Here is a 20,234-nt window from a genome sequence, read left to right on the forward strand (position 1 = left end):
ACCTAGCTAGAAGGAGACAGTGACGTGCGCAAGCTGCTGGCAGCGACGGTGGTGGCGGGCCTCGCCCTGACCGCGTGCAGCTCGTCGACGGGGAGCGGTTCCGGATCGGACGGCTCGGCGCCGGGCGCCCAGGCGCTCACCGACGCCAAGGGGGTGACCACGGTCACCTTCTGGCACGCCATGACCGGGCAGAACGCCACCGTGCTGAACGGGCTGATCGACAAGTTCAACCAGGAGCACCAGGGCAAGATCCAGGTGAAGCCGGTCTTCCAAGGCACCTATGACGACGTGATCTCCAAGTACAAGGCGTCGGTGCAGCAGAAGGGCACCCCGTCGCTGGTGCAGGTCTACGACATCGGCACCCGGTTCATGATCGATTCCAAGCAGACCGTGCCGGTCCAGGCGTTCGCCGACAAGGACGGCTACTCGCTGACCGACATCGAGGCGCCGATCCGCAACTACTACACGGCCGGCGGCAAGCTGGTCTCGATGCCGTTCAACTCCTCCATGCCGCTGCTCTACCTCAACGCCGACGCCTTCAAGGCGGCCGGCCTGGACCCGACCAAGCCGCCGCAGACCCTGGCCGAGCTCGGCGACGACGCCAAGAAGCTCACCGTCAAGGACGCCGGCGGGCAGACGACCCAGTACGGATTCGGCGCGGCCATCTACGGCTGGTTCGTGGAGGAGCTGCTGGCCGAGTCCGGCACGCTCTACTGCGACCAGAACAACGGCCGGGACGGCAAGGCGAGCAAGGTGGTCTACGACTCGGCGCAGGGCGCGCAGGCCCTGCAGTGGTGGGCCGACCTGGTCAAGAACGGCTACGCGGTCAACACCGGCCGGGTCACCGCGGACGCCCAGGCCGCCTTCAAGGCCGGCCGGGTGGCGATGAACCTGGAGTCCACCGGCGTGCTCGGCGGCTATGTGCAGGCGGCCAAGTTCCAGGTCGCCACCGCGCCCTACCCGAAGATCAACGACGGCGACCCGGGCGGCCCGGCGATCGGCGGCGCCTCACTCTGGATCGACGGCCCCGGGCACTCGGCGGCCGAGCAGCGGGCGGCCTGGGAGTTCACCAAGTGGCTCGCCGAGCCGGCCCAGCAGGCGGCCTGGCACACCGGCACCGGCTACTTCCCGATCAACGGCAAGGCACTGGACGACCCGACCGACAAGGCCTGGGTCGCCAAGCACCCGCAGTTCCAGACCGCGATCGACGAGCTGAACGCCACCAAGCCGTCCGCCGCCAACGCGGGCTGCCTGCTCGGCGTGATGCCGCAGGCGCGCCAGGGCGTCGAGAATGCCATCGAGCAGACCATCAGCGGCTCCAAGACCGCCCAGCAGGCGCTCGCGGACGCCGCCAAGGCGATCCAGCCGGCCATCGACAGCTACAACAACTCGGTCGGCTGACTTCCGGTGCCCGGTCGAACCGCCGTGCCTCGACGCTCGACCGGGCTCTGACCTGCGGCGAAACCGAACCGCCCGGGAGGTTTGGCCCGCCGTTCGCACTGATCGCATAGGATGTCCGGCCAGTGGGGGCAGGTCCGGGGAAGAGGAACCAGGTGCGCGGAGCAAGCGCAGAGCAGGGCGCGACTGACTACGGGTCGAAGACCGGCCGGATCGGGAGGATCCCGGTCCGTCGGCACCACGTGCTGCTGTTCGCCTGGACGGTGCTCTGGTTCGTGATCGTCGAGCCGAGCGGTGGCTTCTCCTGGCACTACCTGCGCCAGGGCGAGCAGCTGCTGTTCAGCCACGCCGGCGACGGCGGGCTCGCGCTCTACGCGCATCACCCCGAGCTGCAGATCGGCCCGGTCAGCCTGGCGGTCGCCCGGCTCTTCGGCGCGCCGTGGCCGCCGCACATCGGGCAGGTGCTGGCCGAGGGCTTCATGTCCATCCTCGGCCTGATCATGGTGGTCATGGTCGGGCGCACCGCCGCCTGGTACTACCGGGGCACCGGCACCAACCACCGCCGGCTGCAGCAGCGGATCCTGATCGCGGGCCTGGCCTTCATCCCGATGTGGGTCGAGGTCTCGGTGCGCTTCGGGCACATGGACGACGTGCTGGCGCTCTTCTTCACGATGCTGGCCGTGCACGCCATGGTCCGCAACCAGGCCGCCGCGACCGGCATCTACCTGGCGATGGCGGTGGACTCCAAGCCCTGGGCGGTCGCCTTCCTGCCGCTGCTCCTGGCGCTGCCGAAGAAGGACTGGAAGCGCGCCGCCATGTGGTGCATCGGCCTGGTGGCGATCGCCTGGCTGCCGTTCTACCTGAGCAACCTGGGCTCGCTTTCGGCGGCGAAGTTCACCATCCCCAACCAGCCCGCCTCCTCGCTGCGCTGGCTGGGCGTCTCCGACCCGTCCACCCCGGTGTGGGACCGGCCGGCCCAGTTCGCCATCGGCATGGGCCTGGGCACCCTGGCGGTCTGGCGCGGGCGCTGGCCGGCCGTGGTGCTGGTCGGGTGCAACGCGCGGATCCTGCTGGACCCGAGCGTCTACACCTACTACACCGCCTCGATCCTGCTCGGAACCCTGCTCTGGGACGCCGTCGGGCAGCGCCGGCTGGTGCCGTGGTGGAGCTGGATCGCGCTGTTCTCGCTCTACGGCAGCGCGCTGGCGGTCCCCTCGGACTCGGCCAAGGGCATGATCCGGCTGGCCTTCGTGGTGGTCTCCACCGCCTATGTGCTGCTCTGGCCCACCAAACGGCCCCGCCGGCGCGGTGGCGGCGGCTCCGGCACCCGGCGGCGGTCGGTCGGCGCGGAGCGGCCCACCCTGGCGCTCACCCCGATCTCGGCCCCGATCGGTGGCGGCAGCGCCGCGGCCGGCGGCCCCGCGCCCAGCGGGGGCGGCGGGCGCCGGGCCAAGGGACGCGGCGGGATGCCCCGCCAGCCCGGCGGCGAGTACCGCACCCCGGCCACCTCGCGCAGCTGACGCCCTCCTCCGCCGGGCTTGACCCTCCCGCTACGTCAGGCCCGAGGGTGGTGCCCGAGCGAGGAGGGAGACCCCGATGAGCGGTGGGACCGACGGCTACTCGGTCGGCGACGTGGCCAGGATCGCCAAGGTGACGGTGCGCACCCTGCACCACTACGACCAGATCGGCCTGCTGTCGCCCGGCGGCCGCACCGCGGCCGGCTACCGGCTGTACCAGGACCGCGATCTGGACCGGCTGCAGCAGATCCTGTTCTACCGCGCGCTCGGGTTCTCCCTGGACGAGGTCGCGGCCATTCTCGACGACCCGCAGAGCCGTCCACGTGACCATCTGCGGCGCCAGCACGCCCTGCTCAAGGAGCAGATCCGGAAGCTGGAGGAGTTGGCCGAGGCCGTGGAGCACGCCATGGAGGCGGAGAAGATGGGCATTCAGCTGACGGCCGAGGAGAAGTTCGAGCTCTTCGGTCCGGACTACGACGAGGCCTGGGAGCAGGAGGCCGAGCAGCGCTGGGGCGACACCGACGCCTGGAAGCAGTCGCAGCAGCGCACCGGCTCCTACAGCAAGGAGGACTGGCAGCGGATCCAGATCGAGACCGCCGCGCTGAACGAGCGGATCGCCGCCGCGATGGCGGCCGGCGAGGCGCCCGACGGGGAGGCCGGCATGGACCTCGCCGAGCAGCACCGGCAGCACATCTGCGAGAACTTCTACGACTGCACCTACGAGATCCACCGGGGCATCGCCTCGCTGTACGTCGGCGACCCGCGGTTCACCGCAAACCTGGACAAGGTCGCCCCCGGCATGGCCCAGTGGCTGCACGACGCGATGCTGGCCAACGCCACCCGGGCCGGCCACTGAGAAATTCTTGAGACCACCTGCAACCCCCGGGGTGCTGGACGTCTATCAGGGTGAGAGCAAGGGGAACGGGACCGGCCGGGTGACGGCACGCCCGGTCGGGGGCTCTCAGCAGACTGAGGACATCCACACCCTGGGGGGTTGCGTCGTGCGCGCGTCCGTTATCGACCGAATTGCCAAGATTTCTGTTTCGGCCGCGCGCCGCGCCGACACCGCCCGGGTCCGCCGGCTGGCGGCCACCGTGCCGCTGGCGGCCGTGGTCGCCGTCGGCGCGGTCGGCAGCGGCACGGCGAAGGGCGACGGCACGGCGCCGGCCGCCGCCGTCAAGGCGGCCGCCCGCCCGTCCGCCGCCATCCCCGGGGCCGGGGTGCCGGTCGCCCCCAGCGCCCCGGCGAGCCCCGCCGCGTCCACCGCCTCGGCCGCGCCGACCACCGGCGCCGACGCGCGCACCCCGGTCGCGCACACCCCCACCGGCCACTCCAAGGCCCCGGCCGCCCCGGCCGCCGCCGCGCAGTCCACGGCCCCGTCCTCGACCGGCCCCGCCGCCAAGAACGAGCTGTCCGCCGGTGTGCCCGGCCAGGACGCCGTGGCCATCCGGTTCAGCGGCCTGGGCCTGGGCCCGAACCAGGGCCTGCCGGTCGGCGCGATGAAGCCCACCGGCTTCTCGGTCACCTGGACCAACACCAGCGGCCACCGCCTGGACGCGGTCGCCCCCGTGGTCGCCGCCCAGCACTACGCGCACGCCCGCTGCCAGGGGACCTCGATGGCCCAGGGCGGCCTGCAGCGCCAGGACGCCTCCGGCTGGACCGACCTGCCGCTCAGCCAGGGCCTGGGCACGGACTACGCGTACAGCGGTGACGACGCCGCCTTCGCGCTCGAGCCCGGCGCGAGCCGCACCATCGACTACCGGGTCGGGCTCGGTGCGGACAACGGCCCCGGCACCCTGCTGCTCGAGGCCGACGCCTTCCTCCCGGTCTCCAAGCAGTCGCACCCGCTGCTCGGCGGGACCACGGACGAGGTCACCGTCACCGACGACCACCGTCCGACCGCCTCGATGCCCACCATGACGCCGCACCCCACCTCGGTCGAGGTCGGCGGCCCGGCGGTCGAGGTGGAGGTCTCGCCCGGGAACTTCACCAAGGAGCAGATGGGTTGGCTGGCCCCGCGGCTGACCTTCAACGACGCGGCCGGCGAGCTCCGGGCCCAGGACGTCACGGCCGAGGTCATGGTCAACGGCGCCTGGAAGCAACTCCCGGTGCGGCAGGACTGCGACGGCGTCGCGGTGGACGCCTCCTCGGTCGCCACCATCCCGGCACCGGCCGGGCGGGTCTTCAACTACGACTTCCGGTTCGCGCTGAAGGCGAGCACCGCCAAGGGCATCACCTCGCTCACCGTGGGTGCCGGTGCCGTCGGTGACGCCCACTACGCGGCGCCGGTGACCATCCCGGTGGCCGTCGTCCGCTGACGGGTCGGCTGCTGCGAAAATCGCCCTTCCAAGATCAATTACATCAAGATCAACTGCGCCAAGGCCAACAGTCTGGACGGCGACCGTCCCCCGCCGCCGTCCCCGGGGGAAGCAGAACGCACATGTCACTGGTAGTCGGCCTGCCGCCCGCTGTGCTTGCGCGCAGCGGGCGACGGGCCTGGGCGCCCGCGGGAGTGCTGAAGGCGTTCTTCAGTGCGCTGAGCCCGGCCGCGGGCTCGGAGGAGCCCTCCGAGTCGCCCGGGCAGGCGGCCGCCGTCCGCCGGTCCGGATTCCGGCTGCTGCGCGGCGGCCGGGCGCCCGAGCAGGAATCCCGCCCCACCCTGACCGAGCTCTACCACGCCCACCGGCTCGGCCTGGTCCGGCTGGCGGTGCTGCTGGTGGACCGCCAGGACATCGCCGAGGACGTGGTGCAGGAGGCGTTCGCCGCGCTCTTCCAGAAGCACGGCGAGCAGTTGGACGACGTCGACAACGCGCTGGGCTACCTGCGCACTTCGGTGGTCAACGGCGCCCGCTCGGTGCTGCGCCGCCGCAAGACCGCGCGCGCTTACGTACCGCCGCACGAGGCCGACGCCCCGTCCGCCGAGGAGCACGCCGTCCTCAACGACGAACACCGCCGAGTGGTGGCCGCCCTGCGGGAGTTGACCGAGCGCCAGCGCGAGGTGCTGGTGCTGCGCTACTGGTCCGATCTGTCCGAGGCGCAGATAGCCGAGGCCCTGGGGATCTCCCGAGGAGCCGTGAAGTCCACCGCGAGCCGGGCCCTGGACGCCCTGGAGAAGCAGCTGGAGAAGGCCAGATGACGACTGATCAGAAGCATCCCGAGGGCGGCGGGCCCGGCGACAGTCCGGTGGAGCGGCTGTTGCGCGAGGCACTGGCCGCCCGGGCCGACCAGGTGGGCGTGCACGATCTGCGCCCGGCCGCGCCGCCGAGCCGCCGGATCCGCCGGCTGAAGCCGGTCCACGCGGCACTGGTGCCGCTGGGGCTGGCCGCCGCCGTCACCATCGGCTTCGCGGGCTTCAGGTCCAGCACGGTGGCGGACCGCGCCAAGCCGGCTCCCGCCGGCTCGATCACGGCGAGCCGCAGCGCCGCGCCGACGCCGAGCCCGAGCGGCAGCCCGGCGCCGAGCCCCAGCGCCTCGACGAGCGCGAGCGCGAGCACGAGCACGAGCCCGGACGCGGCGGGCGGCTCGCCGGGCGCCCCCTTGAGCGACCAGTCGACGGCGACCACGACACCGCCGCCCGGCGACGCACCGGCGGCACCGGTCAGCCTAGGGGCGGTCCAGTCCTTTCGCGGGGTCAACTTCCGGCTGCCGAGCGGGTGGTCGGTCAGTGTCGGGAGCCCGTTGGGGGACCAAGCATGCCTGGAGGCGCCCGACCCCAATGCCACCATCGGCCTGGGCGCATGTGGCCCGAACGGCATCACGCTCGCCGTCTACACGACCACCCAGGAGGTCAACCAGGCCGTCGACCCGACGCTGGACGAACTGGACAGGTCCCAGGCCTGGAGTCACCAGCCGTACTGCTACGACCCGCAGAACCCGCACAACGGCGACGTGAGCCTGGCCTCCTACGACAAGTCGACGGTCACCCTGCCCGCCGGCCAGGCCGGCCTGGCCACCTGGAACGTCAACTGCACCGGCGGCGGCCAGTTCACCGCCAGGATGTGGGGCTTCCAGCAGCAGGTGCTGCTCGCCGTCCGGGGGCTCGACCCGAAGTACGAGAGCGGACTGCAGGCGGTGCTGGGCAGCCTTGACCTCAGCGGCCACCTGCCGCCGATGCCCAACCCCGTGAGCATCAGCACCTCGGGCCTGGGCCAGGGCGGCCAGCAGGTGCCGGACGACAACACCAAGGTGCCCTTCTCGGTGACGTTCACCAACACCGGCAGCACGCCGCTGCTCCAGGTGCTGCCGGACGTCACGGTTCCCGGCGCCGGCGCCGGCACGCTGGAGGAGCAGGCGGACGACGGCTCCTGGGTCAGCGTTGGTCTGGCCCCCGGCGCCCCGGGCCCGAAGGGGAACGTCCCGGCCTTCCAGCTCGCCGCCGGGGCCGCCAAGACGGTCAACTACCGCATCTCGTTCGCCCCGGCCGCGAACTTCGCCCAGTCGCCCCTCAACCTGGTGGCGGTGGCGTGGCTGAAGTTCGTCCCGGAGGGCAGCCTCAGCACGCTGGGTACCAGCTTCGTCCACCTGCCATTGGTCACCAAGTGACAATGGCACGAGCCCAGTTGAGAACGCCTCAGGGGGTGCCCGGACCACCGGGCGCCCCCTGAGGCGGGTCTTGGCCGTTCGACCGGGTCAGCCGTTCAGCGCTGCCATCCACGCCTCGACGTCCGCCGAGGTGCGCGGCAGGGCGGCCGAGAGGTTCTCGTTGCCGGTCTCGGTGACCAGGATGTCGTCCTCGATCCGGACGCCGATGCCGCGGTACTCCTCGGGCACCGTCAGGTCGTCGAGCTGGAAGTACAGGCCCGGCTCTACGGTCAGGCACATGCCCGGCACCAGCTCGGCGTCGACGTACTGCTCGCGGCGGGCGTGGGCGCAGTCGTGCACGTCCAGGCCGAGCATGTGGCCGGTGCCGTGCAGGGTCCAGCGGCGCTGCAGGCCCAGCTCCAGCACCTTCGCCACGTCGTAGACCGCCGGGTCGAGCAGGCCCCAGGCGAGCAGGTGCTCGGCCAGCACCCGCTGGGCGGCGTCGTGGAAGTCGCGGAACCGGCCGCCCGGCTTCACCGCGGCGATGCCGGCCTGCTGGGCCTCGTAGACCGCGTCGTAGATCTTGCGCTGCAGCGGGGTGAAGGTGCCGTTGATCGGCAGCGTGCGGGTCACGTCGGCGGTGTAGAGGGTGCTGGTCTCCACGCCGGCGTCGAGCAGCAGCAGCTCGCCGGGGCGGACGTCGCCGTCGTTGCGCACCCAGTGCAGGGTGGTCGCGTGCGGGCCGGCGGCGGCGATGGTGCCGTAGCCCACGTCGTTGCCCTCGACCCGGGCGCGGCGCCAGAAGGTGCCCTCGATCCAGCGCTCCGAGGTGGCCTTGGCCCGGTCCAGCTCGCGCACCACGTCGGTGAAGCCGTTGACGGTGGCGTCGCAGGCGGCCCGCAGCTGCTCGATCTCCCAGGCGTCCTTGACCAGGCGCAGGCCGCTCAGGAAGACCCGCAGCTCCTCGTCGCGCTCCTCGTCGGTGCCGAGCGCGCCCTCCAGGCCGGCGTCGTAGCCGCGCACCAGGCGGGTCGGCACGGCGGTGCCGGCGGTCAGCTCCTCGACGGCCTCGCGGACATCGCGGGCCGGCACGCCGAGCAGCCGCTCCGCCTCGGTCAGGCTGTGGCGGCGGCCGACCCACAGCTCGCCCTGGCCGTCCAACCAGAACTCGCCGTTCTCCCGGTTGGAGCGCGGCAGCAGGTAGAGCACCGCGTCGTGGCCGCCGGCGGCGAGCGGGTTCAGCACCAGCACGGCGTCCTGGGTCTGGTCGCCGGTGAGGTGGACGTACTCGCTGGCCGCCCGGAACGAGTACTCGGTGTCATTGGCCCGGGTGCGCAGGTTGCCGGCCGGGACCACCAGGCGCTCGCCGGGGAAGGCGGCGGACAGCGCGGCGCGCCGGGCGGCGGTGTAGGAGGCCTGCTCGACGGGCTGCAGGTCGTGCAGCTCGGTGTCGGCCCAGCCGGACTTCATCGACTCGGCCAGCTCGTCGGACACGCCGTCGTACAGGCCGTTCTTACGGGCCTTGATCGGCTGCTCCGCGGCCTCCTCGTCGGTGCCGGTGCCCTCGGGGTTCTCCGCCACTGCCGGGGTGCGGTCCTCGGTCACGTTCGTCGCCTCCTTGCGATTCCCTCCGCCCCGGGGCGCATCGGATCGCGACACGACACGGGCGGCTGTGGCTCCCATGGTACGGAGCGGTGCCCGATCACCCGTTCGGCAGGGCCCGGGCGGGCCCTGCCGAACGGGGTGGGTCAGCCCTTGCCCCAGGTCTGGGTGGACCAGAGGGCCCCGCCGGTGGTCGGGCCGCCGCCGGGTGCGTACACCACCACGTTGGCATCGTCCTGGACCAGCAGGGAGGCGCCCGGGTGGCCCCAGGTGTGGCTGGACCAGAGGGCGCCGCCGGTGTTCGGGCCGCCGCCGGGCCGGCCGCCACCAGGGCTGAGCCGACCACCAGACCGGCGGTGAACAGTGCGGCCGCGGCGCGGCGGAGCAGTTTCGCTTGACGCATCGTTTCCCCCCACGGGAATCCTTGGAAGCACCGCATGGTGACGGTGCATCAGTACAGGCGGGTGGGGCCGCGTCAGGTTGCGTGAAGGACGCGAGGAACCTTCTACTCGAACCGCACCGCGAGCATCACCAGGTCGTCCGCCGCCTGGACGGGTTCGCTCGCGCACGTCGCCAGCAGGTACCCGCACAGCCGGTCCGGATCGTTGCGCAAGTCGCGGGGCGCGTCGGCGGCGGCCTTGCGCAGGCAGGCCTGGCCGGCGTGCAGGGTGGCGCCGCAGCGGCGGGCCAGGCCCTCGGTGTAGAGCAGCAGCAGGTCGCCGCGCTCGGCGCTCAGCTCCACCCCGGGCGCCTCCCAGCAGCTCAGCATGCCGAGCGGTGCGGAGAGCGAGGTCTCCACGAAGTTGGCGCCGTACCGGGTGACCAGGATCGGCGGGCAGGCGCCGGCCCCGGCCAGGGTGATCTGCCGCTCCAGCGGGTCCACGCAGGCGTAGACGGCGGTCGCGGTGCGGGTCGGCTCGGTGGTCTTGAGCAGCAGCTCCAGGTCGCCGAGCACGGCCACCGGGTCCTCGCCCTCCAGCACCGCGTAGGCGCGCAGCGCGGCCCGGATCCGGCCCATCGCGCTGGCCGCACCCGGCGCGGAGCCGGGCCCGGCGCCCGGGCCGTCACCGGTGACCGAGCCGACGCTCAGCCCGAGCGAGCCGTCCGGCAGTCCGATCGCGTCGTACCAGTCGCTGCCACCCGCCTGCTCCAGGCCGGCCGGCACCCAGCGGGCGGCCAGCCGCAGGCCGGCCGGCCGCGGCAGGTGGTCGGGGAGCAGCCCGCGGCGCAGCGCCTCGGCGGCGCGGCGGCCGCGCTCGGCGGACAGGCGGCAGGCCAGCAGCGGTGCGGCGAAGGCGGCGTAGCGGCGGGCCAGCTCCTGGCGGTCGGCGGCGGGGCGGGTGGGCTCCGGGAAGAACCAGGCGGCGGCGGCCAGCGGCCCGTCCTCGGCGGTGGCCAGCGGCACCGCGTAGCAGGCGGCGAGCCCCAGGTCGGCCGCCACCTCGCGGAACCGGGGGGACACCTCGGTGCCGTCCAGCAGGTCGGGGTGGAGCAGCTGGTCGGGGCGGTCGACCGGGTCGAGCAGCCCGGCGAACGGGCCCTGGCGCACCGGCACCGTCTCCAGCGCGCCGATCGCCGCCCGGTCCAGCGCCAGGCCGACCATCGGCCCGTGGCCCGCGTGGTCGGGCCAGCCGGCGCCGATCGGGCCGCGCAGCCCGCAGGGGTCGGCCGGTTCGCCGCCGTCGGCGCCGCGGGCCAGGGTGACGAGCAGTCCGCAGCGGGCGCCGAGGAGTTCGGCGCCGGAGTCGAGCAGCGCGGTCAGGGCGGCGGGCAGGTCGCGGGCCGTGGCCAGCCGCTCGGTGTGGTGCTGCAGCCAGTCGAGCGCCGCCGGCGGCTCCAGCGGGACGAGCACCTCGGCCGGCCAGGGGGCGGCGGCCGCCCGCTGGGGCAGGTCGAGCAGGCTGGTCAGTCGTCCACCGGTTGTTGACGGTCCGTCAGTCGACTGGTCGCAGGCAGAGCTGCCGTCCTCCCGCTCGGGCGTGGTCCCACTGGCACCGGACGGACGCTTGTCACTCATGCCGCGACTCCCAGCGCGGTGGCCCGGACCGCCCGGACCCCCATGGCCCAAGCCCGGCCAAACCACTCTTTAATGTCCCGTTTCTACACAGGTCGGTCGGTACGTGTCCAGGATCGGGCCGCAGCCGGATGGCTGGTTCTTCCCCGGCGCTTCCTCGCATCCGCCACGGCCATGAGGACTTCCTGGGAACCGCCGCGGGAGTGGAGCACCCCGGGAGCGGGCAGAAGCTGACCAGAAGGCTGCCGGAACCCTGCCCGGAGCGTAAGGATCCCCCCGCCCGGCAACCGCGCTGACCAGAAGTCACTCACTCGTACGGTGGAACCGGACGGCGCCGAACGGCGTCCATCCGGTCGCATCAGGGATTCTCGAAACCATGACCCCGGCCGCTCGCTCCCCCAGCCTCCGGCCGGGGGGACCCCCATGGCCGGCGGTGCCTTCCCCGAGTTGCCTCCTGCGGCTGTCCGGCCGCGCGTCAGGTCGTGATCCACCCGCTCGCCTTGATCCACCCGGTCACGGAGAGGAACGAGTGCCCATGCGTGAGACGCGGGAGCCGTCCGGCAGACACCGCCGGACCCGACAGGCCCTGCTGCAGGCGGCGTTGACCTGCACCCAGCGGTGGCACTGGCCGGTGGTGCCCGGTGCGGTGCCGGTGCTGCGGGCCGGCGACGGCACCGGGCCCTCGGTGTGCTGCGGCTGCGCCGATCCGCACTGCCCGGTGCCGGCCGCGCACCCGCACGGCCAGTCGCTGCTGGCCGCCACCACCGACGCCCGGATGGTGCGCTGGTGGTGGGAGCGGCACAGCCCGCAGGCGCCGGTGCTGGTGGCCACGGGGACGGCGGTGGCGGCGGTCAGCCTGCCCGCGGCGGCGGGTGCCCGGCTGCTCGGCTACCTGGACGCGCTGCGGATCCCCTGCGGGCCGGTGCTGGCCGGGCCGACCAGGTGCGCGCTGCTGGTCGCGCCGTACGGCTACCCGGAGTTGGGCGAGCTGCTGGCCGCCCAGGAGGCGACGCTGCGCCCCGGTGGTGCGCCCGGGCAGGTGCCGAGCTGCGTGCGCTACCACGGGCCGGGCGGGTTCCTGGTGCTGCCGCCGTCGCGGGTCGGGCTCGGCCAGGCGGCGGTGCGCTGGGTGCGGCGGCCGGTGCCGCTGCCCGGTGGCGGGGTGCGACTGCCGCCGGTGGCACAGCTGTTGGAGGGGCTGGTGGCGGCGGGCTCGGCGGTGCCGGACGGCAGCCGGCTGGCCTACTGACGGCGGGGCGGGGGCCGATCGCGGCTGACGTTCGGGGCCCGACCGCTCAAGGCGGGCCCAGCCCCTCAACTCGGGCCGGACCGCCCGACTTTGGCCCGACCGCTCAACTTTGGGCCAGAAAAGGAAAATCCGGCCGCTGGCGACGGGGGATGCACCAGCGACCGGACTTTTCAACAGTAACAAGGATTGGCGCCATAGCCAAAGCCCCTGGCGGGGTTGGTCCTGAGATTTCCCTGCCCAGGCGGGTGGATGTGACCAGTTTCACGCCGATTCGGCCGGAAACGATCACATGGCGCCAGCACCGGTCAGTTCAGCGTGACCTGACGGCTCACCAGGTTCGCCCGGGCCCGGCGCTCCTCGCCAGTGAGCGGCGCCTCCTGGGCCAGTGCGCCTGCCAGGCGTTCGGCGAAGGTGGCGGCCGGCTTCTCGCAGTCGGCGGCCGACATCTCCACCGGCAGGTCCCAGACCGGCACGGTCAGGCCGTGCGCGCGGAACGAGCCGACCAGCTTGGTGCCCTCGCCCAGCGAGGCGTCGCCGGTCGCGGCGAGCCGGGCCAGCGCGTCCAGCAGCTGCTCCTCCGGCACCGTCATCACCCAGCGCAGGTGGTTCTTGTCCGGGGTGCCGCACCAGTAGGCGCTGTCCACGCCGGCCAGCTTCTCGGTCGGGATCGCCGAGGCGTTGGCCCGCTCCAGCGACGCGGCCACCTCGCCGCTGGCCGACTCGGCGTCCTCCAGCCAGAACTCGAAGCCGGTGTGCACGGCCGGCGCGAACGGCGCGTCCAGGTCCAGCAGTTCCTGCAGGCGCGGACCGTCGGCCGGTGCCCGGCGGGTCGGCACCGGGGTGCCGGGCTCGATGGTGAGCGCCTGGACGAGCGCGTCGGCCAGGTCCCGGCTCAGGTCTCCGGAGGACGACTGGGTCTGCAGACCGAGCAGGATCGAGCCGTCCGGACGGCGCAGCGCCGGCCAGGCCAGCGGCAGCACGGTGGCCAGGGTGACCGACGGCACCTCGCCGGCGGCACCGGCGGCCGCCGCGGCGGTCAGGGTCAGCGGAGCGGTGGCGGCCGGCACCAGCTCGCGCAGCGCCACCCAGTCCGCCTCGCCGGGCAGCCCCTCGAACGGGCGCTGCACCAGCTCCTGCTCGGCGTGCGCGGCCTGCCGGCCGTGGCAGGCCTTGTAGCGGCGGCCGGAGCCGCACGGGCAGGCCTCGCGGGCGCCGACCACGGGGACGGTGCCGGTCGCGGCGGTGGACTGGGCGGACTTGTTGGCGGCCTTCTTGGCCATGGCGCGGCTCTCCCGGGAGTGGGGTCAGTGTCTCCGGGGCAGCCTACTGAGAATCCGCGGCCGGCTACCGTCGCCCGCGGCGGCGCCCGGCCGCGCCTGCCACGGCTACCGTCGCGCCCGCTGCAGCTACGGCTGCACCCGCTGCGGCTCCGGTGCCCGGTCGTGCGCGGGCAGCGCGGCCCACACCGTCACCTCGCCCGGCGCGTCGCGCACCCCCCAGTCGGTGGCCAGCTGGCCGACGATGCTCAGCCCGCGGCCGCCCCTGGCGGTCAGCGAGGGCCGGGCCGGCAGCGGCCTGGTGGTCGCGCCGCCGTCGGTGACCTCCAGGGTCAGGGTGCCGTCGCCGTGCATCTGCCAGCGCACCAGGATGCCGCCGAGATCTTCGGTCGCGGAATCCCTGACTTCATGGTGCCACGTCATATTGCTGCCATTGCCCGGAAATTCCTCGGCGATGTCCCGTTCCGTAAGGTCCAGCAATGGACCGAGCGGCCGGGCATAGCGGCAGGAATTGCTGAGCAGTTCGGAAAGGATCAGGACCGCGTCATCGATGACGGTGTCAGGCACCTCCTGGTCGCCCAGATCACGGCGCAACCTGCGCCGGGCTGCCCCGACGCTGGCCGGGCCGTGCGGCACCGCCATGGTCGATGAAGTCGGCACTTCACGCGCCACCATCAACGCCACCCCCGGACCTCCTTCAGCGTTTGCCGAGGGATGGATGCCCCGGTGGAATGCGACGGAAACGGCTCCGGGTGCACGGGGTGCGTCAATTGTGAAGTCGTCGCGACACTCATCGACTTTCGCGACCCAGCGTACGCAAAAGGTGATTATCCGCTTACGCTGCGTCAATCGCAGGAGTGGGATTCCGCCGCCCCGGGTATTGCCTTGCGCCGGGCGTACGCTCAGCGCCCGAGTTGGTCCAGCACCGCGCGGGGCCGGTTGGTGATGATCGCCGAGACGCCGAGTTCCAGGCAGAGCTCGACATCGGCCGGCTCGTCCACCGTCCACACGTGCACCCGGTGCCCGGCCGCCCGCAGCGCGCGGACCAGCTCCGGGCGGCGGCGGACCAGCTCGATGCCCGGCCCGGCCACCACCGCGCCCTGCGGCAGCCCGGCGCCCGGCCAGAGCCGCAGCAGCTCCGGGTGCTCGAACAGGAAGACCCGGGGGAACTCCGGCGCGGCCTTGCGCACCCGGCCCAGCGCCAGCCCGGAGAAGCTCATGATCCGGGCGTGCGGCCGCTCCGAGGCGCCCTCGCCGTCGGCGTCGTACGGCCCGACCGCGCCGGCGATCCCGAACCGGCGCAGCATCGCCACCAGCTCGGTCTCCACCCGGCCCCGGAACCGCACCGGGTGCTTGGTCTCGATCGCCAGGTCGACCCGGCGGCCGGCGTCCGCGACCAGCTCCAGCAGGCTCTCCAGGGTCAGCACCGGCTGCGGCTCGGGCCGCTCGGGGTGCTTCCAGGAGCCGAAGTCGTAGGCCCGCAGCTGCTCCAGGGTGAGCGCGGAGACCACCCGGCGGCCGCCGTCGGAGACCCGCTCGATGGTCCGGTCGTGCACGCAGACCAGCTGCCCGTCAGCGGTCACCCGCACGTCGCACTCCACCGCGTCGGCGCCCTCGGCCAGGGCGCGCCGATAGGCGGCGAGGGTGTGCTCGGGCAGCGCGGCGGAGGAGCCGCGGTGCGCCACCACCTGCACCGTCTGCGCGGTGCGGGTGGCGTTGGGGGCCGTCAGATCGGGGGTCGTCACGGGCTCCAGCCTAGAGCCGCGAGATGACGCGAACGCGACGGGCACCCCAACAGCCGGACCGTCAGGCCTTGGGAGCCGCCCTGGTCAGCGCCCAGGTGGCGAGCCCGGCGACCAGGAACGAGTAGAGCGAGGCCGAGGTCCAGTCGCCCGGGGTGTAGTGCAGCAGCGAGTGCGCCTTGGTCCAGAACGCGGTCCAGCCGGTGGTGATCGGGGTGGGCGACAGGTACTGGTAGGTCGCGAAGCCGAGCACCCAGGGGAGCAGCAGCAGCGGCCGGGACGGCGCGTCCTGGGTGAGCGCCCAGCCCTGCCGGCGGCCGCGGCCGAGGAAGTAGTCCACCGCCAGCACCGCGAGCAGCGGCACGAAGACCGAGCCGATCAGGTAGAGGAAGTTGGAGTACCAGGTGGCGAGCTGGTTGATCTGGGTCGCGACCGCGGTGACCAGCAGGCCGATTCCGGCGGTCAGCCAGCGCCGGTCCACCCGGGGGAGGAGGTTGTGCAGCGACATCGCGGTCGAGTAGACGTTGGCGAACGACTGGTCGGCCTCGCGCAGCACCAGCACCAGCAGGAACGCCCAGCCGGCCGTCACCCCGGAGAACGAGGTAAGCAGGTTGTCCACGTTGTTGCCCTTGGCCTGCAGCAGCGCGACCAGGCCCAGCAGGTAGCACCAGACCTGGGCGACGGTGTAGCCGGAGAAGGTGCCCCAGAACGAGGCGCGCGCGGTGCGGGAATGCCGGGTGTAGTCGGCGGCCAGCGGCACGAAGGAGACCGAGATGGCGATGATCGCGTCGGTGGCCTGGGAGAAGCCGTGCCAGTTGCCGCGGCCCGGGTTGGGGATGTGGTGCCGGCCGAGCTGGATGGTGAAGTAGACCATCGCCACGGCCACGGCGACCGCCACGTACTTGCGCAGTGCCGTGATCGAGCCCAGCGGCCAGATCGTCAGCACCGTGGTCACCGCCCCCGCCACCAGCACGAACAGCCAGTGCCAGCCCTGGGTGCCGACCACCGTCTGGGCGCCGCTGGAGATCACCAGCAGCTCGTAGATCCCCCAGCCGACGCACTGCAGCACATTGAGCACGGTCGGCAGGTAGGAGAGCCGGGTGCCGAACAGGCCGCGCAGCACCGCCATCGCCGGGGCGCCGGTGCGGGCGCCGATCAGCGCGGCCACCGCGAGCATCGCGGTGCCGATCACGGTGCCGAGCACGATCGCGGTGGTCGCCGCGGTGATCGACAGCTCCTGGCCCTGGGCGCCGAGCACGGTGCTCGCGGTGGTGAAGCCGATCAGGCTGATCCCGAGGTTGGCCCAGAGCGCGAACTGGTCCCGGAAGCCCAGGGTGCGCGGCGGCGCGGTGTCCAGCACCAGCGGCGCCTCGGCGCGAACGGGCGGTGCGTCCTGCAGCACCGCGGTGGAGGCAGGGGAGGGCGAAGCAGCCGTCATGGCGAAACTCCCTACGCCGGCATTACCCGGACAGGTTCCGGCGGTCTGCGCTCCCTCGCCCGCGCCGGCGAAATCGCCATGGCGTACGGTCGACCAGCGCACTCTCAGCCTGGTGGGTCCAAGCTCCCGCGTGTCAGATTTGGCCCGGAAAGGGTAGCCCGACACGCGGAATACGCCAAGGATGGGGGAATGCGCCGTCCGGATCGGCGGGACACCACGTTCGGTCGAGGCCGATCGAGTGGTCCCGAGGGGTGGGCGATCGCGGGCCGTCGGGTGTGCCTAAGGATTCTTACCAGTTCTTCAGGCAGGCCCTTACGGCAACCAGATCGGGCATGCGAAAAACTATGGGCCAAGGTCCTGTCAGCGATGGAGGTCGTCCGTGAGCACCGAGCACGAGAGTGGTTCCACCGGGCCGCAGGGGGAGCAACTCTCCAGCGGTCACGGCGAGCCGGGGGGCACTCCGGCGGTCGGTGGTCCGGCGGCGCCGGGCACCGGAGAGGTGACGCCGACGGTGGCGTTCGGCAAGGTGCCGGCTCCCGAGGCGGAGCCGGCCGCGCCGGCTGACAAGACGATGGCGTTCGGCCGGGTGCCGGCCCCCGAGGCTCCTGCCGCTCCGGTCGGCGAGCCCACCGTCGCCGAGGGCCTGAGCGCGCCCGAGTACATCGACGCGCCGCCGCCCGCCGTGCCGGGTGCCGGCTCCGGATACGTGGACGCGCCGCCGCCGGTGCTGCCGCCCGCCCCGGCCCAGCCGGCGCCCGCCGCGGAGCCCGTGGCCGTCGAGCCCCTGGTCGCGGAGCCCGTGGCGGCGGAGCCCACGGTCGTGGAGCCCCCGGTCAACCCGTACGCGACGCCGACGGCCGCCGCCGACCCCCGGGTCGCCCCGCAGATCACCGCCGGTGTGCCGGCCGGGTCCCCGCAGGAGCCGCACCACCCGTTCGGCGCCGGCCACCCGGTCGGCGAGGGCTGGGGCGGCGCGCCCACCGCCCCGGGCGGCCCGGGCTACCCCGGTGGCCCCGGTTACCCCGGTGGCCCGGGCGGCGACTACCCGGGTGGCCCGGGTGGCGAGTACCCGGGTGGTCCGGGTGGCGACTACCCCGGCGGCTGGGGCCAGCCGGCCCCGCGCAAGAAGGGCAAGGGCGGCCTGGTCGCCCTGATCGCCGCGATCGCCCTGGTGGCGGGCCTGGCCGGTGGTGTCGCGGGCGCCGCGATCAAGGGCGGTGACTCGTCGGGCAACGCGGGCAGCAGCCACAACAGCACCACGGTCTCGGTGAACGGCGGCACCCAGGCGTCCAACCGGGCGCCCGACTCGGTGGCCGGGATCGCCAACAAGGCGCTGCCCAGCGTGGTCACCATCAAGGCCGAGGGCAGCAGCGAGTCCGGCACCGGCACCGGCTGGGTCTTCGACACCGAGGGCCACATCCTGACCAACAACCACGTGGTCGCCCCGGCCCAGGGCGGCGGCAAGCTGACCGTCAAGTTCTCCGACGGCACCACCTACCCCGCCTCCGTGGTCGGCCAGGCCAAGGGCTACGACATCGCCGTGGTCAAGCTGGACAACCCGCCGGCCGGCAAGCTGGTCCCGCTCCCGCTGGGCGACTCCGACCAGGTGCAGGTGGGCGACACGACCATCGCCATCGGCGCCCCGTACGACCTGGAGGGCACCGTCACCTCCGGCATCGTCAGCGCCAAGAACCGCCCGGTCCAGTCCGGCGACCAGGCCGGCAACCAGACCTCGTACATGATGGCGCTCCAGACCGACGCCTCGATCAACCCCGGCAACTCCGGCGGCCCGCTGCTCAACGGCCAGGGCGCGGTGATCGGCGTCAACTCGGCGATCCAGTCCAACTCCAGCGGGAGCGGCCAGGCCGGCAGCATCGGCCTCGGCTTCGCCATCCCGATCAACCAGGCCAAGCGGGTCGCCCAGATGCTGATCAAGACCGGCACCCCGGTCTACGCGACCCTCGGCATCCTGCGCAACGACGACTACCAGAACGGCGACGGCGCCCAGGTGCAGACCCAGTCCATCCAGGGCACCCCGCCGGTCACCCCCGGCGGCCCCGCCGACAAGGCCGGCCTCAAGGCGGGCGACGTCATCACCAAGCTCGGCGGCGTGCAGGTCGACGGCAGCCCGGCCCTGGTCGCCACCATCTGGACGCACTCCCCGGGTGACCAGGTCCAGGTGGACTACACCCGCAACGGTCAGGCCAGCACCACCACCGTCACCCTCGGCAGCCGCTCCGGCGACACCAACTGACCCACAAGGTGCACCGGGCCCGCCAAACCCGGTGCACCACACCCCCTTGGACCCGTTAGGCTGACCTCCGCCTGGGAGAGCTGCCCGAGCGGCCTAAGGGAACAGTCTTGAAAACTGTCGTGCGGTGACCCCGTACCGTGGGTTCGAATCCCACGCTCTCCGCTGGTAGGCGAAAGCCTGGTCAGGGCGGGTACCGGTGACATGCCGGTACCCGCCCTTTTTCGGAGGGGGATTCTCTTGAGGCGCACCAACGTGCTCAGACGGACCGCCGTGGCGCTGCTCAGTGCCGCCGCGCTGGCGGTCACCGCGCCGGCCGCCACCGCCGCCGCACCGGCCCGAAGGCCGCTGCTCCGAAGGCCGCTGCCCCGGCGACGACGTACACGTTCCTGGAGAGCGGGCAGCAGCTGCTGCCGGGGCAGAGCCTGACCAACGGTGAGTCGACCCTGGTGATGCAGGGCGACGGCAACCTGGTGATGTACCTGGTCGGCCCGACCGGCAACCACGGCCCGGCCATCTGGTCCACCGGCACCTGGGGCCACAGCGGCGCGTACGCGTACATGCAGCCCGACGGCAACCTGGTGGTCTACCTGCAGGGCCGGACCGACTCGTCGGCCGCGCTGTGGAGCACCAACAGCTGGGGCCACTGGGGTGCCAAGGCCCAGCTGCTGAACGGCTGGTTCTGCGTCTTCAGCAACGGGTTCCTCTGGCAGACCCCGACCGGCCTCGCGCCGGCGGTCGGCAGGGGTGCGGACGCGGGGAGCGTCCTCGATGAGAGCCGGGGCATCGCGGCCACCACCTGGATCGAGTCGAACTCGGTCTGGCTGGTCAACCAGGCCGACGGCAACCTGGTGCTCTACCGCAAGCGCGACGGCGCGGCGCTGTGGTCCACCGGGACCTCGGGCAAGCCGGGCTCGATCGCGTTCATCTCGAACACCACTGGCACCCTGTTCCTCTTCAACCCCACCTACGGGACGACCTGGTCCACCGCGGACTTCCGCAGCCCCGGCGCCTACGCCAAGGTGCAGGACGACGGGAACTTCGTGGTCTACCGCGCCGGCGGCGGTCCGACCACCGGCGGCGCCCTGTGGTCCACCGGGACCTGGGGCGACTGGTAACCGGCGACGCCGTGCTGCCCGGCCCCTGACCTGCGACGACGGTCAGGGGCCGGGGCGTTCCGGCCGAGTCTGATCTTCAGGTGGTCTTCAGGTCGGCCTGACATATT

At 73.0% G+C, this 20,234-nt stretch carries 16 protein-coding genes, 1 tRNA gene and 1 riboswitch; of the genes, 10 read left to right on the plus strand and 7 right to left on the minus strand.

From position 1 onward, the window contains the following. Window positions 1-24 precede the first annotated feature (24 nt). From E6W39_RS22470 to E6W39_RS22495, 6 genes are all read left to right on the plus strand, one after another. Window positions 25-1,401, plus strand: a complete 1,377-nt coding sequence (locus E6W39_RS22470) for an ABC transporter substrate-binding protein (RefSeq protein WP_141635060.1) — start codon at window positions 25-27, stop codon at window positions 1,399-1,401. Between the two features lie 152 nt (window positions 1,402-1,553). Next, window positions 1,554-2,918, plus strand: coding sequence for a hypothetical protein (locus E6W39_RS22475; protein WP_407658437.1), 1,365 nt, complete (start codon window positions 1,554-1,556; stop codon window positions 2,916-2,918). A gap of 76 nt (window positions 2,919-2,994) precedes the next feature. Beyond that, window positions 2,995-3,771 (plus strand): MerR family transcriptional regulator, encoded by a 777-nt coding sequence (locus tag E6W39_RS22480; RefSeq protein WP_141635061.1) that lies wholly within the window; start codon window positions 2,995-2,997, stop codon window positions 3,769-3,771. A 145-nt stretch (window positions 3,772-3,916) separates the two neighbouring features. Next, window positions 3,917-5,233: a hypothetical protein gene (locus E6W39_RS22485; RefSeq protein ID WP_141635062.1), complete on the plus strand. Its 1,317-nt coding sequence runs from the start codon at window positions 3,917-3,919 to the stop codon at window positions 5,231-5,233. 122 nt (window positions 5,234-5,355) lie between these two features. Beyond that, window positions 5,356-6,051 carry an RNA polymerase sigma factor gene (locus E6W39_RS22490; protein WP_141635063.1) on the plus strand — a complete coding sequence of 232 codons (696 nt, stop codon included), beginning with the start codon at window positions 5,356-5,358 and terminating at the stop codon, window positions 6,049-6,051. Further along, a complete protein-coding gene (locus E6W39_RS22495; protein ID WP_141635064.1) occupies window positions 6,048-7,457 on the plus strand; it encodes a hypothetical protein in 1,410 nt (469 codons plus the stop codon). Before E6W39_RS22490 ends, E6W39_RS22495 begins: the two co-directional genes overlap by 4 nt. Before the next feature lie 87 nt (window positions 7,458-7,544). On the opposite strand, the gene E6W39_RS22500 is transcribed toward E6W39_RS22495, so the two are convergent. From E6W39_RS22500 to E6W39_RS22510, 3 genes are all read right to left on the minus strand, one after another. Continuing rightward, window positions 7,545-9,041 (minus strand): aminopeptidase P family protein, encoded by a 1,497-nt coding sequence (locus tag E6W39_RS22500; RefSeq protein ID WP_228718288.1) that lies wholly within the window; start codon window positions 9,039-9,041, stop codon window positions 7,545-7,547. 143 nt (window positions 9,042-9,184) lie between these two features. Continuing rightward, window positions 9,185-9,454: a hypothetical protein gene (locus tag E6W39_RS22505; protein WP_141635066.1), complete on the minus strand. Its 270-nt coding sequence runs from the start codon at window positions 9,452-9,454 to the stop codon at window positions 9,185-9,187. An 89-nt stretch (window positions 9,455-9,543) separates the two neighbouring features. Next, window positions 9,544-11,055, minus strand: coding sequence for a PP2C family protein-serine/threonine phosphatase (locus tag E6W39_RS22510; protein WP_141635067.1), 1,512 nt, complete (start codon window positions 11,053-11,055; stop codon window positions 9,544-9,546). Window positions 11,056-11,587: 532 nt separating this feature from the next. Between E6W39_RS22510 and E6W39_RS22515 the strand changes: the two genes are divergently transcribed. Continuing rightward, complete coding sequence (locus E6W39_RS22515; protein WP_141635068.1) at window positions 11,588-12,301, plus strand: bifunctional DNA primase/polymerase; 714 nt, start codon at window positions 11,588-11,590, stop codon at window positions 12,299-12,301. A 305-nt stretch (window positions 12,302-12,606) separates the two neighbouring features. Here the strand turns inward: E6W39_RS22515 and E6W39_RS22520 are convergent, their stop codons facing one another. The 4 genes from E6W39_RS22520 to E6W39_RS22535 all read right to left on the minus strand — a co-directional run bounded on the left by E6W39_RS22520 (window position 12,607) and on the right by E6W39_RS22535 (window position 16,758). Then, window positions 12,607-13,581, minus strand: coding sequence for a DUF5926 family protein (locus tag E6W39_RS22520; RefSeq protein ID WP_141635069.1), 975 nt, complete (start codon window positions 13,579-13,581; stop codon window positions 12,607-12,609). 126 nt (window positions 13,582-13,707) lie between these two features. Beyond that, on the minus strand, window positions 13,708-14,253 hold the full coding sequence (locus E6W39_RS22525; protein WP_141637888.1) for an ATP-binding protein: 546 nt from the start codon (window positions 14,251-14,253) through the stop codon (window positions 13,708-13,710). 227 nt (window positions 14,254-14,480) lie between these two features. Next, entirely contained in the window at window positions 14,481-15,323 is an 843-nt protein-coding gene (locus tag E6W39_RS22530; RefSeq protein ID WP_141635070.1) for a glycerophosphodiester phosphodiesterase family protein, read from the minus strand. A gap of 61 nt (window positions 15,324-15,384) precedes the next feature. After that, entirely contained in the window at window positions 15,385-16,758 is a 1,374-nt protein-coding gene (locus E6W39_RS22535; protein ID WP_141635071.1) for a purine-cytosine permease family protein, read from the minus strand. Next, window positions 16,750-16,898: riboswitch (TPP riboswitch) on the minus strand. Its footprint overlaps the gene before it by 9 nt. A gap of 239 nt (window positions 16,899-17,137) precedes the next feature. Here E6W39_RS22535 and E6W39_RS22540 point away from each other — a divergent pair. The 3 genes from E6W39_RS22540 to E6W39_RS40520 all read left to right on the plus strand — a co-directional run bounded on the left by E6W39_RS22540 (window position 17,138) and on the right by E6W39_RS40520 (window position 20,127). Continuing rightward, window positions 17,138-19,012: a S1C family serine protease gene (locus E6W39_RS22540; protein WP_228718290.1), complete on the plus strand. Its 1,875-nt coding sequence runs from the start codon at window positions 17,138-17,140 to the stop codon at window positions 19,010-19,012. A 74-nt stretch (window positions 19,013-19,086) separates the two neighbouring features. Next, window positions 19,087-19,174 (plus strand) — tRNA-Ser (locus E6W39_RS22545). Between the two features lie 284 nt (window positions 19,175-19,458). Further along, the gene (locus E6W39_RS40520) at window positions 19,459-20,127 is read left to right on the plus strand and encodes a hypothetical protein (RefSeq protein ID WP_141635072.1); all 669 of its coding nucleotides are present in this window, start codon (window positions 19,459-19,461) and stop codon (window positions 20,125-20,127) included. The last annotated feature ends 107 nt before the right edge of the window (window positions 20,128-20,234 follow it).

The sequence above is a fragment of the Kitasatospora acidiphila genome (genome assembly GCF_006636205.1).
GTDB lineage: Bacteria > Actinomycetota > Actinomycetes > Streptomycetales > Streptomycetaceae > Kitasatospora > Kitasatospora acidiphila.

Coding starts and splice junctions, on each gene's coding strand:
- E6W39_RS22495 (WP_141635064.1), top strand. CDS start 6,048: ATGACGACTGATCAGAAGCATCCCGAGGGCGGCGGGCCCGGCGACAGT.
- E6W39_RS22515 (WP_141635068.1), top strand. CDS start 11,588: ATGCGTGAGACGCGGGAGCCGTCCGGCAGACACCGCCGGACCCGACAG.
- E6W39_RS22525 (WP_141637888.1), bottom strand. CDS start 14,253: ATGGTGGCGCGTGAAGTGCCGACTTCATCGACCATGGCGGTGCCGCAC.
- E6W39_RS22490 (WP_141635063.1), top strand. CDS start 5,356: ATGTCACTGGTAGTCGGCCTGCCGCCCGCTGTGCTTGCGCGCAGCGGG.
- E6W39_RS22480 (WP_141635061.1), top strand. CDS start 2,995: ATGAGCGGTGGGACCGACGGCTACTCGGTCGGCGACGTGGCCAGGATC.
- E6W39_RS22520 (WP_141635069.1), bottom strand. CDS start 13,581: ATGGCCAAGAAGGCCGCCAACAAGTCCGCCCAGTCCACCGCCGCGACC.
- E6W39_RS22535 (WP_141635071.1), bottom strand. CDS start 16,758: ATGACGGCTGCTTCGCCCTCCCCTGCCTCCACCGCGGTGCTGCAGGAC.
- E6W39_RS22510 (WP_141635067.1), bottom strand. CDS start 11,055: ATGAGTGACAAGCGTCCGTCCGGTGCCAGTGGGACCACGCCCGAGCGG.